The organism is Micromonospora sp. URMC 106, assembly GCF_051386395.1.
In the GTDB taxonomy this organism is placed as follows: Bacteria; Actinomycetota; Actinomycetes; order Mycobacteriales; family Micromonosporaceae; genus Micromonospora.
Window position 1 is genome coordinate 1 of sequence record NZ_JBPQTP010000103.1, and the last position, 23,303, is coordinate 23,303.

Below are 23,303 nucleotides of genomic sequence, written 5' to 3' on the forward strand. Positions count from 1 at the left end.
GTGGACCAGCTCTCCTCGTTCGCGGACGAGGTGACCCGGGTGGCCCGCGAGGTGGGCACGGAGGGCAAGCTGGGCGGCCAGGCGCAGGTGCGCGGCGTCGCCGGCACCTGGCGGGACCTGACCGACAACGTGAACTCGATGGCGTCCAACCTCACCGCCCAGGTCCGCAACATCGCCCAGGTCTCCACCGCCGTGGCGAAGGGCGACCTCAGCCAGAAGATCACGGTCGACGCGCAGGGCGAGATCCTGGAGCTGAAGTCGACCGTGAACACGATGGTGGACCAGCTCTCCTCGTTCGCGGACGAGGTGACCCGGGTGGCCCGCGAGGTGGGCACGGAGGGCAAGCTGGGCGGTCAGGCCCAGGTCAAGGGCGTCTCCGGTACGTGGCGGGACCTGACGGACAACGTGAACTCGATGGCGTCGAACCTGACGTCGCAGGTGCGCAACATCGCCTCGGTGACCACCGCCGTGGCCAACGGCGACCTGTCGCAGAAGATCACGGTCGACGCGCAGGGCGAGATCCTGGAGCTGAAGAACACCGTCAACACGATGGTGGACCAGCTCTCCTCGTTCGCGGACGAGGTCACCCGCGTCGCGCGCGAGGTCGGCATCGAGGGCAAGCTGGGCGGTCAGGCCCAGGTCAAGGGCGTCTCCGGTACGTGGCGGGACCTCACGGAGAACGTCAACCAGCTCGCCTCGACCCTCACCACCCAGCTGCGTGCCATCGCCCAGGTCTCCACCTCGGTGACCCGGGGCGACCTGACCCAGCGGATCGCGGTCGAGGCGCAGGGTGAGGTCGCCGAGCTGAAGGACAACATCAACCAGATGATCGTCACCCTCCGGGAGACGACCAAGAAGAACGCCGAGCAGGGCTGGCTCGACTCGAACCTCGCCCGGATCGGCGGTCTGCTCCAGGGGCAGCGCGACCTCGGCGAGGTCTGCCGCATGATCATGATGGAGGTGACCCCGCTGGTCGAGGCGCAGCTCGGCGCCTTCTTCCTGGCGGACAACTCGGAGGGCGTGACGCGGCTGCGGCTGACCGCCTCGTACGGCTACGTCGCCCGCGGGCACGACGTCACATTCGGGCCGGGTGAGGGCCTGGTCGGCCAGGCCGCCCTCTCCCGCCGGACGATCCGGATGGGCGGGACGCCGGACGGCAAGCTGATGCTCCGCTCCGGTCTCGCCGACACCCCGCCGGCCGACCTGGTGGTGCTGCCCGTGCTCTTCGAGGGCGAGCTGCTCGGGGTGATCGAGTTCGCCAGCGTGACGCCCTTCTCCGAGCTGCACCTGGCGTTCCTGGAGCGGCTGGTGCTCACCACCGGCATCGCGGTCAACACCATCCAGGCCAACCGGCGTACGGAGGAGCTGCTCGCCCAGTCGCAGCGGCTCGCCCACGAGTTGCAGGAGCAGTCGGCGGAGCTCCAGCGCACCAACGCCGAGCTGGAGGACAAGGCGCAGCTGCTCTCCGAGCAGAAGGGCAACATCGAGACCAAGAACCGGGAGATCGAGCTGGCCCGGCTCGGCCTGGAGGAGAAGGCCCAGCAGCTCACCCGGGCGTCGGCGTACAAGTCGGAGTTCCTGGCCAACATGAGCCACGAGCTGCGTACGCCGCTGAACTCGCTGCTGCTGCTGGCCCGGCTGCTGGCCGAGAACTCGGAGCAGAACCTCACGCCGAAGCAGATCGAGTTCGCCCGGACGATCCACGGGGCCGGCTCCGACCTGCTGTCGCTGATCGACGACATCCTCGACCTGTCCAAGATCGAGGCGGGGCGGATGGACGTCGAGCCGACCGAGGTCCGGTTCGACGAGATCCGCGGCTACGTCGAGCAGGCGTTCGCGCCGCAGGCCGAGGAGAAGGGCCTGGACTTCCAGGTGCGGGTCAGCAAGGACCTGCCGCCCGCCCTGGTCACCGACGCCCAGCGCCTGCAGCAGATCCTGCGCAACCTGCTCTCCAACGCGGTCAAGTTCACCGACAACGGCGCGGTGACGCTGCGGATCGCGCCGGCGCCCGAGAACGCGGTCTTCGACGTGCCGGCGCTGACCAACGCGCGGCAGGTCATCGCGTTCACGGTGGTCGACACCGGCATCGGCATCTCCGACGACAAGCTGTCGCTGATCTTCGAGGCGTTCCAGCAGGCCGACGGCACCACCAGCCGCCGCTACGGCGGCACGGGGCTGGGGCTGTCGATCAGCCGGGACCTGGCCCGGCTGCTGGGCGGGAGCATCGCCGTGTCGTCGGCGCCCGGGCAGGGCTCGACGTTCACCCTCTTCGTGCCGGACGTGCTCGCCCCGGACGCGGTGGTGGCGCCGCTGCCGCCGTCGCCGGCCCGGGCCGGGCTGCCGTCGTCGCTGCTGATGCCGCCGCCGGAGCTGCCCGAGCCGGCCTCCACGCCGGCCACCCGGCGACTGGAGGGGGCCACCGTGCTGATCGTCGACGACGACGTCCGGAACGTCTTCGCGCTGACCAGTGCGTTGGAACTGCACGGGCTGACCGTGCTGTACTCGGACAACGGGGCGGACGGCGTCCGCCTGCTGGCCGAGCATCCGGAGGTGGACATCGTCCTGATGGATGCGATGATGCCCGATCAGGACGGGTACGAGACGACCCGGCAGATCCGGCGCAACCACCGGTTCGCCGACCTGCCGATCGTCTTCCTGACCGCGAAGGCCATGCCCGGCGACCGCGAGTCGGCGCTGGCGGCCGGGGGAAGTGACTACATCACCAAGCCCGTCGACCTGGACGAGTTGATCGAACTCATGTCGTCCTGGATCAGCGGCAGCCGGAGCGAGGAGAGTTCGTGACCCAGATGGCTAAGGCGCTGCTGGTGGACGACCGCCGGGAGAACCTGATGGCGCTGGAGGCGATCCTCCAGGGGCTGCCGGTCCAGTCCGTCGCCGTCGAGAGCGGCGAGGCGGCCCTCAAGCAGCTGCTGGTGGACGACTTCGCGGTGATCCTGCTGGACGCCCAGATGCCGGACATGGACGGCTTCGAGACGGCGAGCCACATCAAGCGGCGCGAGCGTACCCGGCACGTGCCGATCATCTTCCTCACCGCGGCGGACCGGGACGCCCAGCTCGCGCTGCGCGGCTACGCGGTCGGCGCGGTCGACTACCTCACCAAGCCGTTCGACCCGTGGGTGCTGCGGGCCAAGGTGTCGGTCTTCGTCGAGCTGTGGGTGAAGACCCGGCAGCTCGCGGCCCAGTCCGACCTGGTGCGGGAGCGCGACTCGCAGTGGCGGATGCTCACCGACGCGGTCGACGAGGCCACCGCGATGCTGCGTACGGACGACCCGGACGCCCGCGACCGGGCCGTCGAACTCCTCGAACAGGCCCGCTGGGGCAACACCCCCTGACCCCCGCGCCGGCGCCCCCGACACGCGCCGATCTTGCACTTCGTGCCCCGGCAGAGCCCGCGAAAGCGGACAGGTCGCGGGCCGAAAGTGCAAGATCGCCGCGGTGTTGGCGGGGGCGGGGCGGGGAGTGGGGCGTGGGGTCAGCCGGTGGTTTGGTCGTTGCGGATCATCAGGGCGCTGCGGAGGCCGGTGATGTCCAGGACGCGGAGCAGGAAGTCGCCGACGTTCGTCAGGACCAGGAGGCTCTGCGCGTGGCTGGCCTTGCGGCTGAGCACGACGAGGGTGCCCAGGCCCTGCGAGTCGCAGAAGGTGACCCCGCCGAGATCGAGGACGATCCGTGGCGGTGGATCGGCGAGCACCTCGTTGACGACGGTCGACAGCTGGGCGGCCGTGAGCATGTCGATCTCGCCGGCCAGGCGAAGCACAGCTTCGTCGCCCGTCCGGTGAAGCGTGATGGACAGTTCGGCACGATCCACCGGGTCAGCCTAGCGCGATCCGGACGACCCGGCCTGTCGAGCGGCGGCGACCGCGCCCGCGGGGCGTGACCAGCGCGCCCGGGCGGGCGCTGAGCGGTCGGCCCGGGTGAGCCTGGTAACCCCGGTGCGGGGTGGCTGCCGATTCGCCGTCCGGCGCTGACACAATGGCGGCATCGTGACCGATATGTTTCCCGCCGGATCCGGCCGCTACCCGGCCGACGCGCCGGCCTCCGAGGCCCTGTTCGACCGCGCCAAGGCAATCGTGCCGGGCGGGGTGAACTCCCCCGTGCGCGCGTTCCGTGCCGTGGGCGGCACCCCGCGCTTCATGGTCCGGGGGGAGGGGCCCTGGCTCTACGACGCCGACGACCGTCGCTACGTCGACCTGGTCTCCTCCTGGGGCCCGCTGATCCTCGGCCACGCCCACCCGGAGGTGGTGGAGGCGATCCGCGCCGCCGCCGCCCGGGGCACCAGCTTCGGCACCCCCACCCCCGGCGAGGTCGAGTTGGCCGCCGAGATCGTCGACCGCACCCCGGTCGAGCAGGTCCGGCTGGTCAACTCCGGCACCGAGGCCACCATGTCGGCGATCCGGCTGGCCCGCGGGTTCACCGGTCGGCCCCGGATCATCAAGTTCGCCGGCTGCTACCACGGGCACTCCGACGCGCTGCTGGCCGCCGCCGGCTCGGGCGTGGCCACCCTCGGTCTGCCCGACTCGCCCGGCGTGACCGGCGCGGCGGCGGGCGACACGATCGTGCTGCCGTACAACGACATCGCCGCGGTGGAGCAGGCGTTCGCCGCCGAGGGCCAGCACATCGCCGCGATCATCACCGAGGCCGCCGCCGGCAACATGGGCGTGGTCGCCCCGCGCGACGGCTTCAACCAGCAGCTCGCCCGGATCGCGCACGCGCACGGCGCGCTGCTCATCGTCGACGAGGTGATGACCGGGTTCCGCGTCTCCCGCGCCGGGTGGCACGGCATCGACGCCTCCGACGCCGACCTGTGGACGTACGGCAAGGTCATGGGTGGTGGGCTGCCGGCCGCGGCGTTCGGCGGGCGGGCGGAGATCATGGAACGGCTGGCCCCCGCCGGCCCCGTCTACCAGGCCGGCACCCTCTCCGGTAACCCGCTGGCCTGCGCCGCCGGCCTGGCCACCCTGCGACTTGCCGACGACGCGCTCTACCGCAAGCTCGACTCCACGGCCGCCGTCGTGAGCAAGCTCGCCTCCGACGCGCTCGCCGCCGCCGGGGTCCCGCACCGGCTGTCGTACGCGGGCAACATGTTCTCGATCTTCTTCACCGACGCCGACGTGGTCGACTACGACAGCGCCCGCACCCAGCAGGTGCCGGCGTTCAAGGCGTTCTTCCACGCGATGCTCGCCGGCGGCGTCTACCTGCCGCCGAGCGCCTTCGAGGCGTGGTTCGTGTCGGCGGCGCTGGACGACGCCGCTCTGGAGCAGGTCGCCGCCGCGCTGCCGGCGGCGGCGAACGCGGCGGCAGCGGCGGGTCACGGGGGGTAGCGATGAGCGCGAGGAGTGAGCCGGGTCTGCGAACCCCGCGGTCGCGAACGAAGGGGACGCAGCGGTGAGCAAGACGGTGGTCCACGTGCTGCGGCACGGTGAGGTGCACAACCCGGAGGGCATCCTCTACGGCCGGCTGCCCGGCTTCCGGCTCTCCGAGCTCGGCGTGCAGATGGCCAAGGCCGCCGCGCAGGGGCTCGCCGAGCGGGAGGTCGTGCACGTGGTGGCCAGCCCGCTGGAACGCGCCCAGCAGACCGCCGAGCCGATCGCCGCGCAGTTCGGGCTGCCGGTCGGGGTGGACGAGCGGCTCATCGAGAGCGCCAACTGGTTCGAGGGCAAGAAGGTCTCGCCGGGCGACGGCTCGTTCCGCGACCCGCGCAACTGGTGGGTGCTACGGGATCCGGTCACCCCGTCCTGGGGCGAGGCGTACCGCGCGATCGCGGAGCGGATGTTCGCCGCCCTGCACGCCGCCCGGGTGGCGGCCGAGGGGCGCGAGGCCGTGCTGGTCTCGCACCAGCTCCCCATCTGGACGCTGCGCCGGTACGTCGAGCGCAAGCGGCTCTGGCACGACCCGCGCCGGCGCCAGTGCGGGCTGGCCAGCCTCACCTCCTTCCACTTCGAGGGCGCCAAGGTGGTCGGCATCGGCTACTCGGAGCCGGCCGCGCACCTGATCGCGATGTCGTCGACCGCCCGGACGGCCAAGGGGGCCTGATGAACGCCCGGAGGTGGACCGCGGGTCTGCTCGCCGCCGTCGCGACGGTGGCCCTGGCCGGCTGCTCCTCGCCGAGCCGGGAGGAGGCCTGCGGCACCAGCCCGGACGGCGTCATCGAGTGCGCGCCCGACGAGCGCTCCGCGGCTCCGAAGATCTCCGGTGAGCTGCTCACCGGCGGCAGCCACGACGTGGTGAAGGACCGCGGCCAGGTCGTCGTGGTCAACTTCTGGGGCTCGTGGTGCAACCCGTGTCGCGCCGAGGCGGACGACCTGGAGAACACCTACCAGGCCACCAAGGCATCCGGGGTGACCTTCCTGGGCGTCAACATCCAGGACAGCCGGGACAAGGCGATCGCCTTCGAGGAGCGGTTCGGGGTCAGTTACCCGAGCCTGTTCGACCCGCCCAGCCGGGTGGCGCTCGCCCTGGACATCCCCCCGAACACGATCCCGGCCACCATCGTGCTCGACCGGGACGGCCGGATCGCGGCGGTGATCCGCGCGGCGGTGAAGCAGGAGGGCCTCCAGCCCATCGTCGAGCGGATCGCGGCCGAGCAGCCCAACGGTTCCCGCTGATGGGCGAGACGTTCCGGGAACTCGCCCAGTCCGGTCCGCTGCTGCTCGCCATCGGCGCGGCCGCGCTCGCCGGCCTGGTCAGCTTCCTCTCCCCGTGCGTCCTCCCGCTGGTGCCGGGCTACCTGTCGTACGTCACCGGCCTCGCCGGAACGGACCTCGAAACCCGCAGCCCGCGTGCGACGGGGGGCGCCCCGGCGACGGATCCGGCGGCTGCCGGCAGCGGCGGGGTGGCGGTGCGGGAGCGCACCACGCCGGCGGTCGCCGCGGTGAAGGGCCGGGTGCTGGCCGGCACGCTGCTGTTCATCGCCGGCTTCACCGTCGTCTTCACCGCCACCGCGATCCTCTTCGCCGGCGTCGGCCGGGTCTTCTTCGAGTACGAGCGCACGCTGGAGATCGTCATCGGCGCGCTGATCATCGTGCTCGGCCTGGGCTACGTCGGGGTGGTCCCGGGGTTGCAGCGGGAGTTCCGGATCCACCGGCTGCCCGCCGCCGGGCTGCTCGGCGCCCCGGTGTTCGGCGCGGTCTTCGCGCTCAGTTGGGTGCCCTGCGTCGGCCCGACGCTGGGCGCGGTGATCGGCATGGCGGCCGTCGGCGGGCAGACGGACCGGGCCGTGGTGCTCGCCGTGGCGTACTGCCTGGGGCTGGGGGTACCGTTCGTCGTCTTCGGGCTGGGCTTCCACCGCCTGCTCGGGGTCTTCCGCGCCGTCCGGCGCAACAGCCGCTGGGTCACCCGGGTCGGCGGCGCCCTGCTGGTCCTGATCGGCCTCGCGCTGGTCACCGGCGGGTGGACGAACTTCGTGATCTGGTTGCAGACCACCGTCGGGGTGGGTGAGGTGAGCATCTGATGACCGTCGTGGACGAGCGGCCGGCGACGCCGGCCGAGGCGCCCCGGCGTCGGCCCAACCCGCTGCTGGCCCTGTTGCGCAACTCGTGGCGGCAGCTCACCAGCATGCGTACGGCGCTGGTGCTGCTGTTCCTGCTCGCGGTCGCCGCCATCCCCGGCTCGGTGCTGCCGCAGCGCGGGGTCAACCCGGAGGACGTGCGGGACTACTTCACCGAGCACCCCGACCTGGCCCCGGTGCTGGACCGGATCGGCGCCTTCGAGGCGTTCGGCTCGGTCTGGTTCTCGGCGATCTACCTGCTGCTGTTCACGTCGCTGATCGGCTGCATCACCCCCCGGCTGCGCGACCACGTCCGGACGCTGCGGTCGAAGCCGCCGGCCGCCCCGAAGCGGCTGGACCGGCTGCCGCAGCACACGGTGCTGCCCGCCCCGGAGGGCGGCGCGGCGGCGATCGCCGAGGCGCTGCGCCGGCGACGCTGGCGGGTGGTGGTCCGCGGCGACGAGGTCTCCGCCGAGAAGGGCTACCTGAAGGAGACCGGCAACCTGCTCTTCCACACCTCGATGGTGGTCGTGCTGGTCGGCGTCGCGCTCGGCTCGTGGTACGGCTGGAGCGGCAACCGGCTGCTGGTCGCCGGCGAGGAGAACGCGTTCTGCAACACCCGCCAGCAGTACGCCGAGGCCAAGCTCGGCCCGCGCGTGGGCAGTGAGGACCTGCCGGGCTTCTGCGTCCGGCTCGACGACTTCCACGCCCGGTTCCTGGAGTCCGGCCAGCCGGAGTTCTTCAACGCCACGGTGACCGTCGACGAGGCCGACGGCGGGCGGCGGCAGGCCGACTTCTCCGTCAACGCGCCCCTGCGCCTCGACGACGCGAACGTCCACCTGCTCGGCCACGGCTACGCACCGGTGATCCGCTACACCGACCGCTTCGGCCGCAGCCAGACCAGCACCGTGCCGTTCCTGACGACCGGCGACGTCGGGCTGACCAGCGAGGGCCTGGCCGCCTTCCCGGACGCCAACGTCGACCCGGCCACCGGCGGCCGGAGCCCGGATCTCCAGATGGCCTTCTCGGGCCTCTACCTGCCGACCGCGCCCGGGGCGCCGCCGTACGCGCGCTCCGAGTACCCCACCGAGCGCAACCCGGCGCTCAACCTCGTCGCCTACCGGGGCAACCTGGGGCTGGACGCGGGCATCCCCGGCTCGATCTACGAGCTGGACCAGCGGCAGGTGCGCGCCGGCAAGGTGAAGGAGGTCGGCACGAAGCTGCTCCGCAAGGGCGAGACGTGGACGCTGGACGACGGCACCACCGTCGAGTTCCTGGACACCCGGCCGTACGTCACCCTCTCCGTCCGGCACGACCCCGGCTCGACGCTGCTGCTGGTCAGCTCGGCCGTGCTGCTGGTCGGGTTGATGGGTTCGCTGTTCGGCCGGCGCCGGCGGGTCTTCTTCCGGGTGCTTCCGGCCGACCCCACGAGTGGATCTCCGACGGGCGGTAGTAGTTTGGTCGAGGCCGGTGGCCTGCCGCGCACCGACCATCCAGGGTTCGCCGACGAGTTCGCGCAGCTCGTCGCCGCGGTCAGCGGTGACGGGCGGCCGGACGGGCGGGCCGGTGTCGATCGCGACGGCGGCGAGCGGGCCGGAGCGCGAGAAGGAGCCGAGTGATGTCCGCACTCTCCGACCAACTGGTGTCGTTCGCGATCCTGGCGTACCTGGTCGCGATGATCAGCCACGCCGTCGAGTACGCGCTCGGCAACGCCCGGACGCGGGTCGCGGCACCCGCCCGCGAGTTGGTCGGCGCCGGCGTCGGCGCGGCCGGGGGCAGCCTGCCCGAGGCCCCCAACGGGGCCGACGCGGCGGCGGCCGAGCGCACCGCCCGGCGCGCCCGGTTGGCCGGCCTGGGCGCCGTCGCCGCCACCGCGCTGGCGGCGCTGCTGCACCTCGGGGCGCTGGTCGCGCGCGGCATCGCCGCCGACCGGATGCCCTGGGGCAACATGTACGAGTTCGTGCTCACGGTGTCGTGGATCGGCGCCGCCGCCTGGCTGGTGGTGCTCTGGAAGCGGCCGATGCTGCGCCGCCTGGGACTCTTCCTGTCGCTGGTGATGGTGCTGCTGCTGGCGACCGCCGAGCTGGTGCTCTACGTGCCGATCGTGCCGCTGGTGCCGGCGCTGAACTCGTACTGGTTCGTCATCCACGTCTCGACCATCGTCTTCGCCTCCGGCATCTTCCTGCTCGGCGCGGTGCCGGCGGTGGCGTTCCTGATGCGGTCCGGCTACGAGCAGGGCAGGCGGAGCTTCCCGTACACGCTGGCGAAGCGGATGCCGACGGCGGCCGGCCTGGAGCGGCTGACGTTCGTGCTGCACGCCTTCGCGTTCCCGGTCTTCACCTTCGCGGTGATCGCCGGGGCGATCTGGGCCGAGGCGGCCTGGGGCCGGCCGTGGGGCTGGGACCCGAAGGAGACCTGGTCGTTCATCTCCTGGGTGATCTACGCCGGCTACCTGCACGCGCGGGCCACCCCGAGCGTGAAGCGGAACGTGGCCGCCTGGCTCGCCGTCGCCGGCTTCCTCACCATGCTGATGAACCTGTTCGGGGTGAACATCTTCTTCGAGGGCCTGCACTCCTACGGCGGCCTCGACTGATTCCCCGCCGCGCCCGGTAGGACGACGCCTCCGGGAACCGTTCCACGGATCCCCGACGCCGCGCACGGGGCCGGAGGGTGCCGGGTCGGCGCGGTGACACGTCTCGCCGGCGCCCGCCCGGGTCAGCCGCCGAACCAGCCGGGCACGTCGAGGCGGAACAGGTTGGCCGGGGCGACCGTCCGCAGGTCGTCCTCCATCGCGGCCACCCGTTCCGGGCCGAGGGTCGCCGCCCACCGCTGCCGCAGCTCGTCGAAGACGACCGCCGAGCGGCGCAGGCCGTCCAGCCCGCGCGGGGTCGTCCGGACCAGCTTGCGCCGGGCGTCGCGCGGGTCGTCGGCGCGTTCCAGGTAGCCGAGCGCGACCAGCCGGTCGACCGTCTTGCCGGCCGCCTGCTTGGAGATGCCGAGTCGCTGGCCCAGCTCCGTGGCGGTCGTGCCCTCGTGGCCGACGGCCTGGAGCACGAAGCCGTGCAGCGGCCGCAGCTCCGGGTGCCCCTGCCGGGCCAGCTCCGCGTGCAGGTCGTCGATGAGCGTACGGAAGCCGGCGAGCAGCAGCAGGGGCAGCAGGAAGCCGGGGCGCGCGGGCTCAGCCGTTGCCATGTTCGACAACCACGTTTACTATTTGGACAACCACGTTGACGATCCTACGTCACGCGCGGCGTGCCGCCGTTCCGGCCGCGCCGGTCGCCCGACCCCGAGAGCAGGCCCTGTGTCCCCGTCCCCGTCCCCGTTCACCGCCCACACCGTCGACACCGCCCCCGCCGCCGCACGCCCGACCATCGAGGGGGTACGCCGCAAGCTCGGCCACCTGCCCGCCGCGGTCGGCCTGATGGCCGAGTCCCCGGAACTGCTCAAGGGGTTCCTCACCGTCAACGGCATCTTCGAGGGCTGCGCCCTCGACCCGGTCGAGCGGGAGGTCGTCGTGCTGACCGTCGCCACCCGCAACGAGTGCCACCTCTGCGTGGCCATGCACACCGCCACGCTGACCCGGCACGGCGCCGCGCCCGAGCTGATCGAGGCGCTCCGCGCCGGCACGCCGCTGCCCGACGACCGGCTGGAGGCGCTGCGGCGCTTCACCCTCGCCGTGCTCGACAACCGGGGCGCCGTGCCAGAGGCGGGGACGCGCGCCTTCCTGGCGGCCGGCTACCAGCCCCGGCACGCCCTGGACGTGGTGCTCGGCGTCGGGACGTACACCATCTCCACCTTCGCCAACCGGCTCACCGGCGCGCCGCTCGACCCGCCCGTGGCCGCGTACGCCTGGGAGCCGGCCGGCTGACGGCGGCGGTCAGCGCTCCGCGGCGACCCGGTCGAGCCACTCGCCCACCAGCGCATCGAACAGGCCGGGCTGCTCGATCTGGAGGTTGTGGCCGGCGACGTCGAGCACCGCGAACGTCGCCCGGGGATAGTGCGGCAGCAGCGCGAACTGGTCGAGGTAGCCCGTCGCGTGGTCCTGCCGCCCGGTGAGGATCAGGGTCGGCCGGGCGAACGGGGCGCCGCCCTCCGGGTCCTCGCGGAGCGTCCACCGCCGCCGGATGCGCGCCATCGCCGCGGTGTCGGCGAGGTCCAGGCCGGCCAGGATCTCGTCGCGGAACCGGCGCAACGTCTCCGGGGTCTGGACGACGGCCATGTCGGCGAACTCGGCGGCCGTCCGGGCGTCGGTCGAGGCGAGCAGGTCGGGGTCGGGTCGCAGCACCTGCCGCTGCGGGAGGTTGCGCTCCGCGTTCTCCACGACGGTGCCGATCGGGCAGACCAGCGCCAGGCCGAGCACCTGCGCGGGGCGGGCGCGGGCGAGGGCACGGGCGAGATAGCCGCCGTAGGACTCGCCGACGAGCAGGAACGGCGCGTCGCCGAGCAGGTCGTCCACCAGGTCCTGGACGGTGTCGAGCACGTCGTCGGAGCCGGCGATCTCCGGCGGTGCCGGCGAGGCGCCCATGCCGGGCAGGTCCGGGTAGAGCCGCCGGTAGCCGGGGCGGCCGGCGAACACCGGCTCCAGGCAGCCGAGCATCAGCCGGTGGTCGGGGGTCCAGCCGTGCAGCGCCAGCACCGGGGTGCCCGCACCCCGCTCGACGACGTTCAACGCTACGGACGTGCGGCGCGGCATCCCGGCTCCCCATTCACTGTCTACGACGGCCCACGCATGCTGCCGCCGGACACCGACAACACTCGCCCCGCCGGGCGTCCGTGTGGCGCAACGCACACCGCCGCCGACATCACCCGACCCGGCTGGGGCGGTCGGGCCACCGGTGCGGGAGACTGGCAGGCATGGCGGCTCGTGGCTTCCCGTACACCGATCTCAAGGACTTCCTCGCGACGCTGGAGCGCGCGGGTGAGCTGCGGCGGGTGAGTGTCCCCGTCGACCCCACCCTGGAGATCAGCGAGATCGTCACCCGGACGGTCCGCGCGGGCGGCCCGGCGCTGCTCTTCGAGCGGCCGACCAGGGGCGAGATGCCCGTGGCGATCAACCTCTTCGCCACCGAGAAGCGGATGGCGATGGCGCTCGGGGTGGAGCACCTCGACGAGATCGGCGAGCGGATCGGCAACATGCTCAAGCCGGAGTTGCCGATGGGCCTCTCCGGGATGATGGACGGCCTCGGCAAGGTCATGCAGCTCAAGTCGATGCCGCCGAAGAAGGTCAGGACGGCCCCCTGCCAGCAGGTGGTCTACCGCGGCGACGACGTCGACCTGAACCGGCTGCCGGGGTTGCAGGTCTGGCCGGGGGACGGCGGGATCTTCCACAACTTCGGGCTGACGCACACCAAGCACCCCGAGACCGGCAAGCGGAACCTGGGGCTGTACCGGTTGCAGCAGCACTCGCGGAACACCATCGGCATGCACTGGCAGATCCACAAGAACTCCACGGCGCACCACGCGGTCGCCGAGCGGCTGGGGCAGCGGCTCCCGGTGGCGATCGCCATCGGCGCCGACCCCGCGGTCGCCTACGCGGCCAGCGCGCCACTTCCCGCGGACATCGACGAATACCTGTTCGCCGGCTACCTGCGCGGCGAGCGGGTCGAGATGGTGGACTGCCTGACGGTCCCGCTGCAGGTGCCGGCGCACGCGCAGATCGTCCTGGAGGGCTACATCGAGCCGGGCGAGCGGCTCCCGGAGGGCCCGTTCGGCGACCACACCGGCTTCTACACGCCGGTGGAGCCGTTCCCGGTGATGCACATCGAGTGCATGACCATGCAGCGCGCCCCGGTCTACCACTCGATCGTCACGTCGCAGCCGCCGCAGGAGGACCACGGTCTCGGCAAGGCCACCGAGCGGATCTTCGCGCCGCTGCTGCGCTTCCTGATCCCGGACATCGTCGACTACGACCTGCCCGCCGCCGGGGTCTTCCACAACTGCGCGATCGTGTCGATCCGCAAGCGCTACCCGAAGCACGCGCAGAAGGTGATGAACGCGATCTGGGGCGCGCACATGATGTCGCTGACCAAGCTGATCGTGATCGTCGACGAGGACTGCGACGTGCACGACTACAACGAGGTCGCCTTCCGCGCGTTCGGCAACGTCGACTACGCCCGCGACCTGCTGCTCACCGAGGGCCCGGTGGACCACCTGGACCACGCGTCCTACCAGCAGTTCTGGGGCGGCAAGGCGGGCGTCGACGCGACCCGCAAGCTGCCCGAGGAGGGCTACACCCGGGACTGGCCCGAGGCGATGCGCATGGCTCCCGAGGTCGTCTCCCTGGTCGACAAGCGCTGGAAGGAGTACGGCATCTGATGGCCGCCGCCTCCGATCCGCGCGATCTTGCCGTCTCCGCCCCTGATTCGCCCGGTCCCGCCGGCTCTGCGCCGGCGACCGGTGCGAGATCGCGGGGCAGGGTCCGGGCGTTCCTCGACCTCGTCGCGATCGAGCACTCCGTGTTCGCGCTGCCGTTCGCGTACCTGTCGGCGCTGACCGCGATGGAGGTCAACGGGGGACGGGTGCGGTGGCTCGACCTGCTGCTGATCACCGTGGCGATGGTCGGCGCGCGGACGTTCGCGATGGCCGCCAACCGGATCCTGGACCGGCGGATCGACGCGCGGAACCCGCGTACCGCCTCCCGTGAGCTGGTCACCGGGGCGGTCAGCGTGCGGACGGCCTGGACCGGCGCGGCGGTCGCGGTCGTGGTCTTCCTCGCCGCCGCCGCCCTGCTCAACCCGCTCTGCCTGCTGCTCGCGCCGCTCGCCGTGGTGCCGCTGGTCGTCTACCCGTACGGCAAGCGGTTCACCAACTGGCCGCACGCCATCCTGGCGGTCGCCCAGGCGGTCGGCCCGGTCGGCGCGTGGCTGGGGGTCACCGGCACCCTCGACGGCTCGTGGCCGGCCTGGCTGCTCGGCGCGGCCGTCGGGCTCTGGATCGGCGGCTTCGACCTCATCTACGCCTGCCAGGACGCCGACGTCGACCGGAAGATCGGCGTGCACAGCGTGCCCGCCCGGTACGGGCTGCGGTTCGCGCTGCACGCCTCGACCGTCGCGCACGTGGTGACGTTCGCGCTGTTCATCTGGTTCGGCGCGCTCGTCGGCTTCGGCTGGCCCTGGTGGATCGGGCTGGCGCTGACCGCGCTCGCCTTCGGCTACCAGCACGTGGTCGTCACCCCGACCGACCTGAGCAAGGTCAACCGGGCCTTCTTCACGGCCAACGGCTTCGTCGGCATCGCGCTGTTCGTCTTCGCCCTGCTCGACCTGGTGATCCGCCTCGACCTGCGCCCCTGACCGGGTCGGTCGCCGCTGTCCGGGGCCACGGCGCCCCGGGCACGGGGAAGCCCGCCCCACGGCGGCACCGGCGGCGCGGGCTCGGGTCGGGCTCAGCCGAGGGCGGCGGGCTCGGGTCGGGCGCCGGGGTAGCGGGCGCTCTCCAGCGTCCACTCGATGGTGCCCCGGACGGCGTTCGCCACCCCGTCGAGGTGGTCGGTGACCGCCTCGTCGAGCGCGGGACCGAACGACGGCACCGCCGCGCGCAGCTCGACGAAGCGGCGCATCGACGCCCGCCAGCGCTCGGCCGTCAGCGCGATCGCGGTCTCCACCGGCACCCCGTGCTCGGCGGCCGTCGCCAGCACCAGGTTGTGCCCGCCGGAGGTGGCCCGGTCGCGCTCCAGCGAGGCCAGGTCGTTGTACCAGGAGAGCAGGTCGTTGCCGGTGTCGGCGATCCGCCGCAGCAGCGGGTGGTGGTGCACCGCGTCCGGCAGCGGACGGCCGGTGACGAACTCCACCAGTGGATAGGACACGTACGCGGCGGACGTGGCGCGTCGCAGCTCGACGTACTCGGCGACGCCGGGGCGGTGCCCGACGGACTTGTTGACCGCCTCCCGCCACGCGCCGTCGAGGTGGTCGGCGACGGCCTCGGCGAAGCGCTGCCGCCAGCGGGCCGGCATCCGCCGCCGCGGCTCCCGCCACGCGCGTACCAGCAGCCGCCGCAGCGGCCCGGTGAGGGCGGCGTGCCGGAGCCGCGGGCCGTCGTGCAGCAGCGTCAGCGTGCCGGCGCGCAGCGCGCGGATCTGGTCGCTGTCGAGCCGGCCCGGGCCGTCGCACGCGTCGTCGACCAGGAAGAACCACGTGAACAGCGCGGCCAGCACGCGCAGGTCGGCCTCCGCGGCGTCCGGGTAGAGCCGACCGGCGTACCGGGCGACGCCGGCGCCGGCGAGCCGCTGCGGGGCCGCGTCGCCCGCCGGGAGGCCGAGGCCCGGCAGCAGGTCGTCGGTCAGCCACCGCTGCACGCGGTCGGCGTGCGGCGAGAGCCGGGGCGCGATGGGGCACTCGGACCGTAGCGACCAGAGGATCTCGCCGGTCATCACCGTTCCTCCCGCGTGCGATCTGCGCCCGTGCGAATCGCCCTCGGCAGCATGCCAGGTGGCCGGGATACCCGCGATCCCGGCCGACATCGCGCTCGTCGGGGACAACCACCCCGAAGTTGGGCATAGCGGGCACCCCCGGGGCCGGGTCTCGGCCCCGGGGGTGCCCGCCGGTGCGGTGGGGCGACCAGGCAGGCTGGAGGGCATGCGGGAACCATGGGTGGTCGGGGTCTCCGGGGCGTCCGGGACGCCGTACGCGGCGGCCGTCGTGCGGGCGCTGCTCGACGCCGGCGAGCCGGTCGACCTGATCGTCTCGCGGGCCGCGCGGCTGACCGTCCTGGACGAGACGGGCCGCCCGTTCCGGGACGGGCACTGGGAGCAGGACCTCGCCGCCTGGCTGGGCCGGGACCTCGCGGGGGCCGACGTGCGGCACTGGCCCGCCGGTGACCTGGCGGCCGGCCCGAGCAGCGGCTCCTACCGGGTACGCGGGATGGCGGTGGTGCCGGCGAGCACGGCGGCCTGCGCCGGCATCGCGATCGGGCTCTCCAAGGACCTGCTCCAGCGCGCCGCCGAGGTGAACCTCAAGGAGCGTCGGCCGGTGGTGGTGGTGCCCCGGGAGACGCCGGTGACCCGCAGTCACCTGGAGCACCTGCTCGCCCTGCACGACGCCGGGGCGGTGGTGCTGCCGGCCAGCCCCGGCTTCTACGGCGCGGGGGCGGCGGCCTCCGCCCAGCAGCTCGTCGACTTCGTGGCCGGCAAGGTGCTGGACGCTCTCGGCGTGCCGCACGACCTGTTCCGTCGCTGGTCGGGCGAGTTGGGCGCGGCGCGGGGCTGACCCCGGCCGGTTCACAGGGCCGCGGACCGGAGCAGGTGTCCGGTCCGCGCGATCCGCACCGATCAGTACATGCCGGCGTTGGCCGGGCCCGGGCCCGTCGAGGCGGCCGGGCCCGCGTTCCGCGGCTTGCCGACATCCTCCGCCTCGTCCAACATGCCCTCACCCTCAAGCAGGGCCCGCACCTCGGATTCCCGAAACCGGCGATGCCCGCCTGGAGTCCGGATGCTGCCTATCCGGCCCGCCGCCGCCCATCGCGTCACAGTCTTCGGGTCGACCCGAAACAACGCGGCAACTTCACCCGGTGTCAGCAGGCGATCTCCAGTGTCCACAGCCCCCTCCTCGCGTCGACGAAGCCCCCGGCTGAACACACTGCCCCCGGCCGGTGCGAGCCCAGAGCCGTCATGAGGGACGTATGGCAATTACAGCACCAGCGACCTGGCCTGTCCGCCAAACGCGAAAAACGCACTGAGTGGGAAGTTAGGAAATATTACCTGCGGACGGCTCCCTTGACTGCGAGTCTGTGGACAACTACACCCTGTCATGTTCAACGCGTCCCGAATGGCCGACGTTACGCCCGGGCAGCTAGTGTCTACAGTCCGTGGACGCCATCGACCTGAGCCTCGTCGAACTGCTGCGCGGCAACGCCCGCCTGTCCTACGCCGAGTTGGCCCGGCAGGTCGGCCTCTCCGCCCCGGCCGTGCACGAGCGGGTCGGCAAGCTGGAGGCCAGCGGGGTGATCCGGGCGTACCGGGCGGAGGTGGAGCCCGAGGCCATCGGCTTCGCCGTCACCGCGCTCATCGGGATCGTGCAGGACTCCGGCGGCGACACCGACGACGTGCTCGAGGCGTTCCGGCAGATGCCCGAGATCGAGTCCTGCTACTTCATGGCCGGCGTCGAGTCGTTCCTGCTCAAGGCCAGGGTCGGCACCATCGCCGAGCTGGAGCGCCTGATCGTGCGGCTGAACCGCACCCCCGGCGTCGCCTCCACCCGCACCGGCATCGCGCTCTCCACCAAGTGGGAGAACCGCCCGCAGCCCCCGGTGTCGCCCGGCGCCTGACCGCCGCCCGGCGGCGCTCGCAGGTGGCGCCCGGACGGCGGGCGTGCGCGGTCTGGCGCCGGGCCGCCGGGCGGCGGGCGTGCTCGGTCTGGCGCCCGGCCGCCGGGCGGCGATAGCGTGCGCCGATGACGAAGCCCGCTCCCGGGGCGGCCGTGGTCACGGGCGCCGCCGGCGGTCTCGGCCGGGCCATCGCCGCTGCGCTGCACGCCGACGGCTGGCCGGTGCTCCTCACCGACCTCGACGCCGGGGCGGTGGCGGGGGCCGCCGCGTCGCTCGGCGGCTGGTCCCGCCCGCTGGACGTACGCGACGAGGCCGCCTGCGCCGCCGTCGCCGCCGAGGCGGCCGGCCGGGGCGGGCTCGGCCTCTGGGTGAACAACGCCGGCATCCTGGTCACCGGCCCCTCCTGGGAGCACGACGCGGCCACCCGCCGCCGCCTGGTCGAGGTGAACGCCCTCGGCGCGATGAACGGCACCCTCGCCGCGCTGGCCGTCATGCGGGGCCAGGGGAACGGGCACGTGGTCAACGTCGTGTCGCTGGCCGGCCTGGTGGCCGCCCCCGGCGAGACCGTCTACGCGGCCAGCAAGCACGCGCTGATCGCCTTCAGCATCGGCACCCTCGCCGACCTGCGGCTGGCCGGGCACCGGGGCGTACACGTCTCGTGTCTCTGCCCGGACGGGATCTGGACGCCGATGCTGCACGACCGGCTCGACGACCCGGGCGCCGCGGCCTCCTTCACCGGAACGCTGCTGAGCCCCGAGCGGGTGGCCCGCCGGGCCGCGCGACTGGCCCGCCGGCCCCGCCCGGTGGTCAGCGTCCCGCGCTGGCGGGGCGCGCAGGTCCGGCTCCTCGACGCCCTGCCCGGCGCGGCGGTGCGGCTCGCCCCGCTGATCCTCGCGGCCGGCCGGTCGGGCCAGCGCCGCCAGCGCCGCCGGGCCGGAGGCGAGCCGCGCTGAGCGGGCTTGCTAGGTTTCGGGCGTGACTCATCTCGACCGGTGCGACGAGGCCAGCCGGCGCTGGGTGACCGAGGCGATCGCCACCGTCGAGGCGGACGCCAACCGGTCCGCCGACACCCACCTGTTGCCGTTCCCGCTGCCCCGGGCCTGGGGGATCGACCTCTACCTGAAGGACGAGTCGGTGCACCCCACCGGCTCGCTCAAGCACCGGCTCGCCCGCTCGCTCTTCCTCTACGGGCTGTGCAACGGGTGGATCGGTCCGGGCACCACGATCGTGGAGGCGTCCTCCGGCTCGACGGCGGTGTCGGAGGCGTACTTCGCGCGGATGCTGGGGCTGCCGTTCATCGCGGTGATGCCGGCCTCCACCTCGCCGGAGAAGATCGCCCAGATCGAGTTCCAGGGCGGGCGCTGCCACCTCGTCGACGACCCGGCCAAGGTGGTCGTCGAGGCCCGCTGGCTGGCGGAGGACTCCGGCGGGCACTTCATGGACCAGTTCACCTTCGCCGAGCGGGCCACCGACTGGCGGGGCAACAACAACATCGCCGAGTCGATCTACGCGCAGCTCGCCCTGGAGCGGCACCCCGTGCCGACCTGGATCGTGGTGGGCGCCGGCACCGGCGGTACCAGCGCCACCATCGGCCGGTACGCCCGCTACCGGCGGCTGCCCACCAAGCTCTGCGTGGTCGACCCGGAGAACTCCGCGTTCTATCCCGCCTGGCAGGCCGCCGACTGGTCGGTCCGCACCGGGCGCGGCTCCCGGATCGAGGGGATCGGCCGGCCGACGGTGGAGGCGTCGTTCCTGCCGTCGGTGGTGGACCGGATGGTCCAGGTGCCCGACGCCGCCTCGCTGGCCGCCATGCGGGCCGGCTCGGCCGTGCTCGGCCGCCGGGTGGGCGGCTCGACCGGCACCAACCTGTGGGGCGCCTTCGGGCTGATCGCGGGGATGCTCGCCGAGGGCCGCGTCGGCTCGGTGGTCACCCTGATCTGCGACGCCGGCGACCGCTACGCGGACACCTACTACGCCGACGACTGGGTGGCCGCCCAGGGGCTCGACCTGGGGCCGCACCTCGCGACGATCGAGCGCTTCCTCACCGACGGCGCCTGGCCGGCCTGACCCGCCGGCGGGTCGGTCAGCGCGGGTCGACGCGTTCGGCGAGCCCCGGGTAGCGCACCACGTAGCCGTCGGCGTCGAGGTCGATGTCGGCGCTGAACGTGTCGCTGGTGAAGCGGACCCGGCCGGGGCCCAGCGGCGTGTAGACCTGCTCGGCGGGCACCACCAGCAGGCTGGGCACCAACACCCAGGCCACGGCGATCCGGTGCGGCATGTCGGCCGTCGCGCGGGGCAACCCGAGCCGGTGCACCGGCAGGGCGTTGAACAGCGGCGAACCGCCGAGGTCGACGTCCAGCGCCTCGGCCAGCCGGTCCGGGTCGTCGGTGCCGGGCAACCCGGCGGGCGGGTGGCCGGCGGCCCGCAGCGCCTCGTCGAGGTCACCCTGCTCGCCGGTGGTCACCCGCCACCGGTCGCCGGCCCGTTCCAGGCGTACGCTCCGCAGCCACCCGGAGCCCTCCACCTCGACCTCCACCCGGGCGGTGACCCACTCCGGGTCGGTGGCGAGCCGGTAACGGCAGGTGTAGGGGACCGGGTCGACGGCCGTGAGCGTGCCCCGGGCCGCCAGCCCTCGGCCGTCGTCGAGCAGCGCGTGCTCGGAGCCGGCGGTGTCCGTCCGGGTCCAGAAGAGCGACTTCGGCATGGTCGGCATGAGCCGGACGTTACGCGACCGGACCGGCACCGGCAGCGGATGCGGAAACGCCGCCGGGGAGCATGCGCTCCGCGACGGCGTTCCGGTCGACGTTCGTGATCAGTGGGTACGGGCCGGCGGCCGCCCGCCGAAGCCCCGCCGCTCGTCGCGGACCCGGTCGTCGCGACCCCGACCTTCCGGCCGGAAGCCGCCCCGGTCGCCGAAGCGCCGCTCGCCGCGCTCGCCGTAGCCGCGTCCCTCGGTGGGCCGGTCGCCGTAGCGCCGCTCCCCCTGGGGACGGTCGCCGTAGCCGCGGCCGTCGGTGGCACGGTCGCCGTAGCGCCGCTCGCCCTGGGGCCGGTCGCCGTAGCCGCGTCCCTCGGTGGGCCGGTCGCCGTAACGGCGCTCCCCCTGGGGGCGGTCGCCGTAGCTCCGCTCGCCGTGCGGCCGGTCGCCGTAGCTCCGCTCGCCGTGCGGCCGCTCGCCGTAGGGACGGTCGCCGTGGCGCCGCTCGCCCCGGTCCGCGAAGCCGCGCTCGCCGTAGCCACGTCCCTCGGTGGGCCGGTCGCCGTAACGGCGCTCGCCCTGGGGCCGGTCGCCGTAGCGCCGGTCGCCCTGGGGCCGGTCGCCGTAGCGGCGCTCGCCCCGGGCGTCGCGGTCACCGAAGCGGCGCGGGCCGCCCGGCCGGTCGCCGTGCCGGCGCGGCTCCTCGGGCTCGTTGCGAACCGGGACGCCGCTCGGCTCGCGGGCGCCCGTCAGCTCGGCGAGCGCCGGGTCGCCGGCCCGCACCCGGGTCTCCGCCGGCGTCACGCCGGCCTTCTCCAGCATGGCGAGGGTCGTCCGGCGCTGCTTGGGCAGGACCAGCGTGGCGACCGCGCCCGACTCCCCGGCCCGGGCGGTACGCCCCGCGCGGTGCAGGTAGTCCTTCGGGTCCTTCGGCGGGTCGACGTGCAGCACCAGCGAGACGCCGTCCACGTGGATGCCCCGGGCCGCCACGTCCGTGGCGACCAGGACGTTCATCCGGCCCTCGCGGAACTCGGCCAGGGTGCGGGTGCGCATCCGCTGGGTCTTGCCGCCGTGCAGCCCACCCGCGCGTACGCCGACCGCGGCGAGCTGCTCGACCAGCCGGTCCACGCCGAGCTGGGTGCGGGCGAAGACCATGGTCCGCCCGTCCCGGGCCGCGATGGACGCCGCCACCGGGAACTTGTCGTGCGGCGGGATCAGCAGCATGTGGTGGTCCATGGTGGACACCGAGGCGGTGGACGGTGCGGTCGAGTGGGTCACCGGGTCGGTCATGAACCGCTTGACCAGCGCGTCGACGTCACCGTCCAGGGTGGCCGAGAAGAGCAGCCGCTGGGTGCCCGCCGGCGTCTTCGCCAGCAGCTCGGTGACCTCGGGCAGGAAGCCCATGTCCGCCATCTGGTCGGCCTCGTCGAGGACGGTGACCTCGACGTCGTCCAGGTGGCAGACGCCCCGGGCGATCAGGTCGCCCAGCCGCCCCGGCGTGGCCACGACGATCTCCACGCCGCGCCGCAGGGCGTCGATCTGCCGGTCGTACGGCACGCCGCCGACGGCGGTCTTCAGGAACACGCCGACGGCCTTGCCGAGCGGCAGCAGCGCGTCGTTGACCTGCATGGCGAGCTCGCGGGTCGGTACCAGGACCAGGGCCCGCGGGCGCAGCGGCCGGGCCCGCCCGCCGTCGGCCACCCGGGCCAGCAGCGGCAGGCCGAAGGCCAGGGTCTTGCCGGAGCCGGTCTGGCCCCGACCGAGGACGTCCCGGCCGGCGAGCGCGTCCGGCATGGTGGCGCGCTGGATCTCGAACGGGGTGGTGATGCCCTGCCGGGCGAGCGTGCGGACCAGCGGCTGGGGCAGCCCCAGCGCGGCGAAGTCGGTGGCCTCGGCCGTCACCGCTGCGGCGGCGGCCGGCTCGACGGTCTGCGCGTCGGTGGTGTGGAGGGCGGACGGAAACGTGCTGGGTTCAGCAAACGTGGTCAAGAAATGCCTTTCGAGCGGGGCGCATCTTCGCGATGGCCTGCCGCAGCTGAACGCCGCCGAATCGCCCGCAAGATCGCCCATGGGCGCGCACGGCGCGCCGGGTCAGTGATCTCCACCAGTGTACGGCGGTTCGGCGAACCCGCCACCGCACCACGGATCGGTAGTGGGCGGGCTCACCATGGTCGGCGCCGGACGGCTCACTCGGTCAGGACGCCGCCCACCAGCCCGCCGATGGTGTCGGTGGCCAGCAGGACGACCAGCACGCTGATCGCCACGAGCAGGCCCAGCGAGGCGGCCAGGACGATCACCACCTTGGTGGTGCTGGACCGCTCCTCGGTGGGGGTCTCCGCCCAGCCCTGGGCCAGGATGTGCCCGGTCAGCGAGCCCGAGTTCTCCAGCGGGTTGTTGGTCGGGAACGAGACCGTGGCGAAACCCGGGCCGTCCGTGCCGCCGCCGTAGATCGTGCCCAGGTCGGGCCCGCCGTCGTAGCGCCCGGCGGAGGTGCCGTCCGACCGTCCGCCCTGGGTCGTCGGGTGCCCGACCGGAGCCGCGTCGGCCGGGCGGCCGGCCAACCGGCGCGCCTCCCGGGGGGCCGCGGCCGGCTCGGCGCCACCGGGCCGGCGGTCACCCGGGCTGCTCGGTGGCGGCCACGTGGGCAGCGCGGGAGCGGGCACGGGCGGCCCGGCGACCGGCGGTGCGGAGACCGGGGGTGCCGAGAACGGCGGGGATGAGGCCGGCGGTGCCGAGAACGGTGGGGAAGAGGCCGGCGGTGCCGAGAACGGCGGGGCCGGGAACGGCGGTGCGGAGGCCGCGGGCGCCGCCGGTGGGGCGGGCGCGGCGGCCGTGACGGGC

The 23,303-nt window shown here is 73.5% G+C and carries 24 protein-coding genes; 15 read left to right on the plus strand and 9 right to left on the minus strand.

The annotated features are described in order from the left end of the window. A partial coding sequence (locus tag ACSNOB_RS25310; RefSeq protein ID WP_436689017.1) for a HAMP domain-containing protein occupies positions 1-2,802 on the plus strand: 2,802 nt, incomplete at its 5' end. Then, entirely contained in the window at positions 2,799-3,353 is a 555-nt protein-coding gene (locus ACSNOB_RS25315) for a response regulator (RefSeq protein WP_393101996.1), read from the plus strand. The genes ACSNOB_RS25310 and ACSNOB_RS25315, both read left to right, overlap by 4 nt. Before the next feature lie 140 nt (positions 3,354-3,493). Here ACSNOB_RS25315 and ACSNOB_RS25320 read toward each other — a convergent pair whose 3' ends face one another. Continuing rightward, positions 3,494-3,829, minus strand: a complete 336-nt coding sequence (locus ACSNOB_RS25320; RefSeq protein ID WP_393001131.1) for an STAS domain-containing protein — start codon at positions 3,827-3,829, stop codon at positions 3,494-3,496. A 175-nt stretch (positions 3,830-4,004) separates the two neighbouring features. Between ACSNOB_RS25320 and hemL the strand changes: the two genes are divergently transcribed. From hemL to ccsB, 6 genes are all read left to right on the plus strand, one after another. Then, positions 4,005-5,342 carry a glutamate-1-semialdehyde 2,1-aminomutase gene (gene hemL / locus ACSNOB_RS25325; RefSeq protein ID WP_436689019.1) on the plus strand — a complete coding sequence of 446 codons (1,338 nt, stop codon included), beginning with the start codon at positions 4,005-4,007 and terminating at the stop codon, positions 5,340-5,342. 64 nt (positions 5,343-5,406) lie between these two features. Then, positions 5,407-6,054 (plus strand): histidine phosphatase family protein, encoded by a 648-nt coding sequence (locus ACSNOB_RS25330; protein WP_393101999.1) that lies wholly within the window; start codon positions 5,407-5,409, stop codon positions 6,052-6,054. Further along, positions 6,054-6,626 (plus strand): TlpA family protein disulfide reductase, encoded by a 573-nt coding sequence (locus ACSNOB_RS25335; RefSeq protein ID WP_436689022.1) that lies wholly within the window; start codon positions 6,054-6,056, stop codon positions 6,624-6,626. Before ACSNOB_RS25330 ends, ACSNOB_RS25335 begins: the two co-directional genes overlap by 1 nt. Continuing rightward, positions 6,626-7,471: a cytochrome c biogenesis CcdA family protein gene (locus tag ACSNOB_RS25340; protein ID WP_436689024.1), complete on the plus strand. Its 846-nt coding sequence runs from the start codon at positions 6,626-6,628 to the stop codon at positions 7,469-7,471. Before ACSNOB_RS25335 ends, ACSNOB_RS25340 begins: the two co-directional genes overlap by 1 nt. Next, positions 7,471-9,126, plus strand: coding sequence for a cytochrome c biogenesis protein ResB (gene resB, locus ACSNOB_RS25345; RefSeq protein ID WP_436689026.1), 1,656 nt, complete (start codon positions 7,471-7,473; stop codon positions 9,124-9,126). The genes ACSNOB_RS25340 and resB overlap by 1 nt, the downstream gene beginning before the upstream one ends. After that, a complete protein-coding gene (gene ccsB / locus ACSNOB_RS25350; protein WP_436689028.1) occupies positions 9,126-10,100 on the plus strand; it encodes a c-type cytochrome biogenesis protein CcsB in 975 nt (324 codons plus the stop codon). The genes resB and ccsB overlap by 1 nt, the downstream gene beginning before the upstream one ends. Positions 10,101-10,222: 122 nt before the next feature. Here the strand turns inward: ccsB and ACSNOB_RS25355 are convergent, their stop codons facing one another. After that, positions 10,223-10,699, minus strand: coding sequence for a MarR family winged helix-turn-helix transcriptional regulator (locus ACSNOB_RS25355; protein WP_436689030.1), 477 nt, complete (start codon positions 10,697-10,699; stop codon positions 10,223-10,225). A 109-nt stretch (positions 10,700-10,808) separates the two neighbouring features. Between ACSNOB_RS25355 and ACSNOB_RS25360 the strand changes: the two genes are divergently transcribed. Beyond that, on the plus strand, positions 10,809-11,375 hold the full coding sequence (locus tag ACSNOB_RS25360) for a carboxymuconolactone decarboxylase family protein (protein ID WP_436689032.1): 567 nt from the start codon (positions 10,809-10,811) through the stop codon (positions 11,373-11,375). Between the two features lie 9 nt (positions 11,376-11,384). Here the strand turns inward: ACSNOB_RS25360 and ACSNOB_RS25365 are convergent, their stop codons facing one another. After that, entirely contained in the window at positions 11,385-12,200 is an 816-nt protein-coding gene (locus ACSNOB_RS25365; RefSeq protein ID WP_436689034.1) for an alpha/beta fold hydrolase, read from the minus strand. A 161-nt stretch (positions 12,201-12,361) separates the two neighbouring features. Here ACSNOB_RS25365 and ACSNOB_RS25370 point away from each other — a divergent pair, with 161 nt between their 5' ends. Continuing rightward, positions 12,362-13,822 carry a menaquinone biosynthesis decarboxylase gene (locus tag ACSNOB_RS25370; RefSeq protein WP_436689036.1) on the plus strand — a complete coding sequence of 487 codons (1,461 nt, stop codon included), beginning with the start codon at positions 12,362-12,364 and terminating at the stop codon, positions 13,820-13,822. After that, positions 13,822-14,796, plus strand: a complete 975-nt coding sequence (gene mqnP / locus ACSNOB_RS25375; RefSeq protein WP_436689038.1) for a menaquinone biosynthesis prenyltransferase MqnP — start codon at positions 13,822-13,824, stop codon at positions 14,794-14,796. Before ACSNOB_RS25370 ends, mqnP begins: the two co-directional genes overlap by 1 nt. Positions 14,797-14,888: 92 nt before the next feature. Here mqnP and ACSNOB_RS25380 read toward each other — a convergent pair whose 3' ends face one another. Beyond that, positions 14,889-15,872 (minus strand): terpene synthase family protein, encoded by a 984-nt coding sequence (locus ACSNOB_RS25380; protein WP_436689040.1) that lies wholly within the window; start codon positions 15,870-15,872, stop codon positions 14,889-14,891. Positions 15,873-16,077: 205 nt separating this feature from the next. Between ACSNOB_RS25380 and ACSNOB_RS25385 the strand changes: the two genes are divergently transcribed. Next, entirely contained in the window at positions 16,078-16,707 is a 630-nt protein-coding gene (locus tag ACSNOB_RS25385; RefSeq protein ID WP_436689042.1) for a UbiX family flavin prenyltransferase, read from the plus strand. Positions 16,708-16,769: 62 nt separating this feature from the next. On the opposite strand, the gene ACSNOB_RS25390 is transcribed toward ACSNOB_RS25385, so the two are convergent. Further along, entirely contained in the window at positions 16,770-17,036 is a 267-nt protein-coding gene (locus ACSNOB_RS25390) for a BldC family transcriptional regulator (protein WP_089002465.1), read from the minus strand. A 269-nt stretch (positions 17,037-17,305) separates the two neighbouring features. Here ACSNOB_RS25390 and ACSNOB_RS25395 point away from each other — a divergent pair, with 269 nt between their 5' ends. From ACSNOB_RS25395 to ACSNOB_RS25405, 3 genes are all read left to right on the plus strand, one after another. After that, positions 17,306-17,764 (plus strand): Lrp/AsnC family transcriptional regulator, encoded by a 459-nt coding sequence (locus ACSNOB_RS25395; protein WP_393102011.1) that lies wholly within the window; start codon positions 17,306-17,308, stop codon positions 17,762-17,764. 125 nt (positions 17,765-17,889) lie between these two features. Beyond that, positions 17,890-18,717: an SDR family NAD(P)-dependent oxidoreductase gene (locus tag ACSNOB_RS25400; RefSeq protein ID WP_436689044.1), complete on the plus strand. Its 828-nt coding sequence runs from the start codon at positions 17,890-17,892 to the stop codon at positions 18,715-18,717. Positions 18,718-18,739: 22 nt separating this feature from the next. Next, positions 18,740-19,831 carry a PLP-dependent cysteine synthase family protein gene (locus tag ACSNOB_RS25405; protein WP_436689046.1) on the plus strand — a complete coding sequence of 364 codons (1,092 nt, stop codon included), beginning with the start codon at positions 18,740-18,742 and terminating at the stop codon, positions 19,829-19,831. 16 nt (positions 19,832-19,847) lie between these two features. On the opposite strand, the gene ACSNOB_RS25410 is transcribed toward ACSNOB_RS25405, so the two are convergent. From ACSNOB_RS25410 to ACSNOB_RS25425, 4 genes are all read right to left on the minus strand, one after another. Beyond that, entirely contained in the window at positions 19,848-20,468 is a 621-nt protein-coding gene (locus ACSNOB_RS25410; RefSeq protein ID WP_436689054.1) for a putative glycolipid-binding domain-containing protein, read from the minus strand. 108 nt (positions 20,469-20,576) lie between these two features. Further along, the gene (locus tag ACSNOB_RS25415; protein ID WP_436689048.1) at positions 20,577-22,451 is read right to left on the minus strand and encodes a DEAD/DEAH box helicase; all 1,875 of its coding nucleotides are present in this window, start codon (positions 22,449-22,451) and stop codon (positions 20,577-20,579) included. 197 nt (positions 22,452-22,648) lie between these two features. Further along, a complete protein-coding gene (locus tag ACSNOB_RS25420; RefSeq protein WP_436689050.1) occupies positions 22,649-23,023 on the minus strand; it encodes a hypothetical protein in 375 nt (124 codons plus the stop codon). 52 nt (positions 23,024-23,075) lie between these two features. Continuing rightward, positions 23,076-23,303 (minus strand): hypothetical protein (locus tag ACSNOB_RS25425; protein ID WP_436689052.1); only part of this gene is annotated, 228 nt, incomplete at its 5' end.

Coding starts and splice junctions, on each gene's coding strand:
- ACSNOB_RS25400 (WP_436689044.1), top strand. CDS start 17,890: ATGACGAAGCCCGCTCCCGGGGCGGCCGTGGTCACGGGCGCCGCCGGC.
- ACSNOB_RS25370 (WP_436689036.1), top strand. CDS start 12,362: ATGGCGGCTCGTGGCTTCCCGTACACCGATCTCAAGGACTTCCTCGCG.
- ccsB (WP_436689028.1), top strand. CDS start 9,126: ATGTCCGCACTCTCCGACCAACTGGTGTCGTTCGCGATCCTGGCGTAC.
- ACSNOB_RS25365 (WP_436689034.1), bottom strand. CDS start 12,200: ATGCCGCGCCGCACGTCCGTAGCGTTGAACGTCGTCGAGCGGGGTGCG.
- ACSNOB_RS25340 (WP_436689024.1), top strand. CDS start 6,626: ATGGGCGAGACGTTCCGGGAACTCGCCCAGTCCGGTCCGCTGCTGCTC.
- ACSNOB_RS25355 (WP_436689030.1), bottom strand. CDS start 10,699: ATGGCAACGGCTGAGCCCGCGCGCCCCGGCTTCCTGCTGCCCCTGCTG.
- mqnP (WP_436689038.1), top strand. CDS start 13,822: ATGGCCGCCGCCTCCGATCCGCGCGATCTTGCCGTCTCCGCCCCTGAT.
- ACSNOB_RS25380 (WP_436689040.1), bottom strand. CDS start 15,872: ATGACCGGCGAGATCCTCTGGTCGCTACGGTCCGAGTGCCCCATCGCG.
- ACSNOB_RS25385 (WP_436689042.1), top strand. CDS start 16,078: ATGCGGGAACCATGGGTGGTCGGGGTCTCCGGGGCGTCCGGGACGCCG.
- ACSNOB_RS25335 (WP_436689022.1), top strand. CDS start 6,054: ATGAACGCCCGGAGGTGGACCGCGGGTCTGCTCGCCGCCGTCGCGACG.
- ACSNOB_RS25410 (WP_436689054.1), bottom strand. CDS start 20,468: ATGCCGAAGTCGCTCTTCTGGACCCGGACGGACACCGCCGGCTCCGAG.
- resB (WP_436689026.1), top strand. CDS start 7,471: ATGACCGTCGTGGACGAGCGGCCGGCGACGCCGGCCGAGGCGCCCCGG.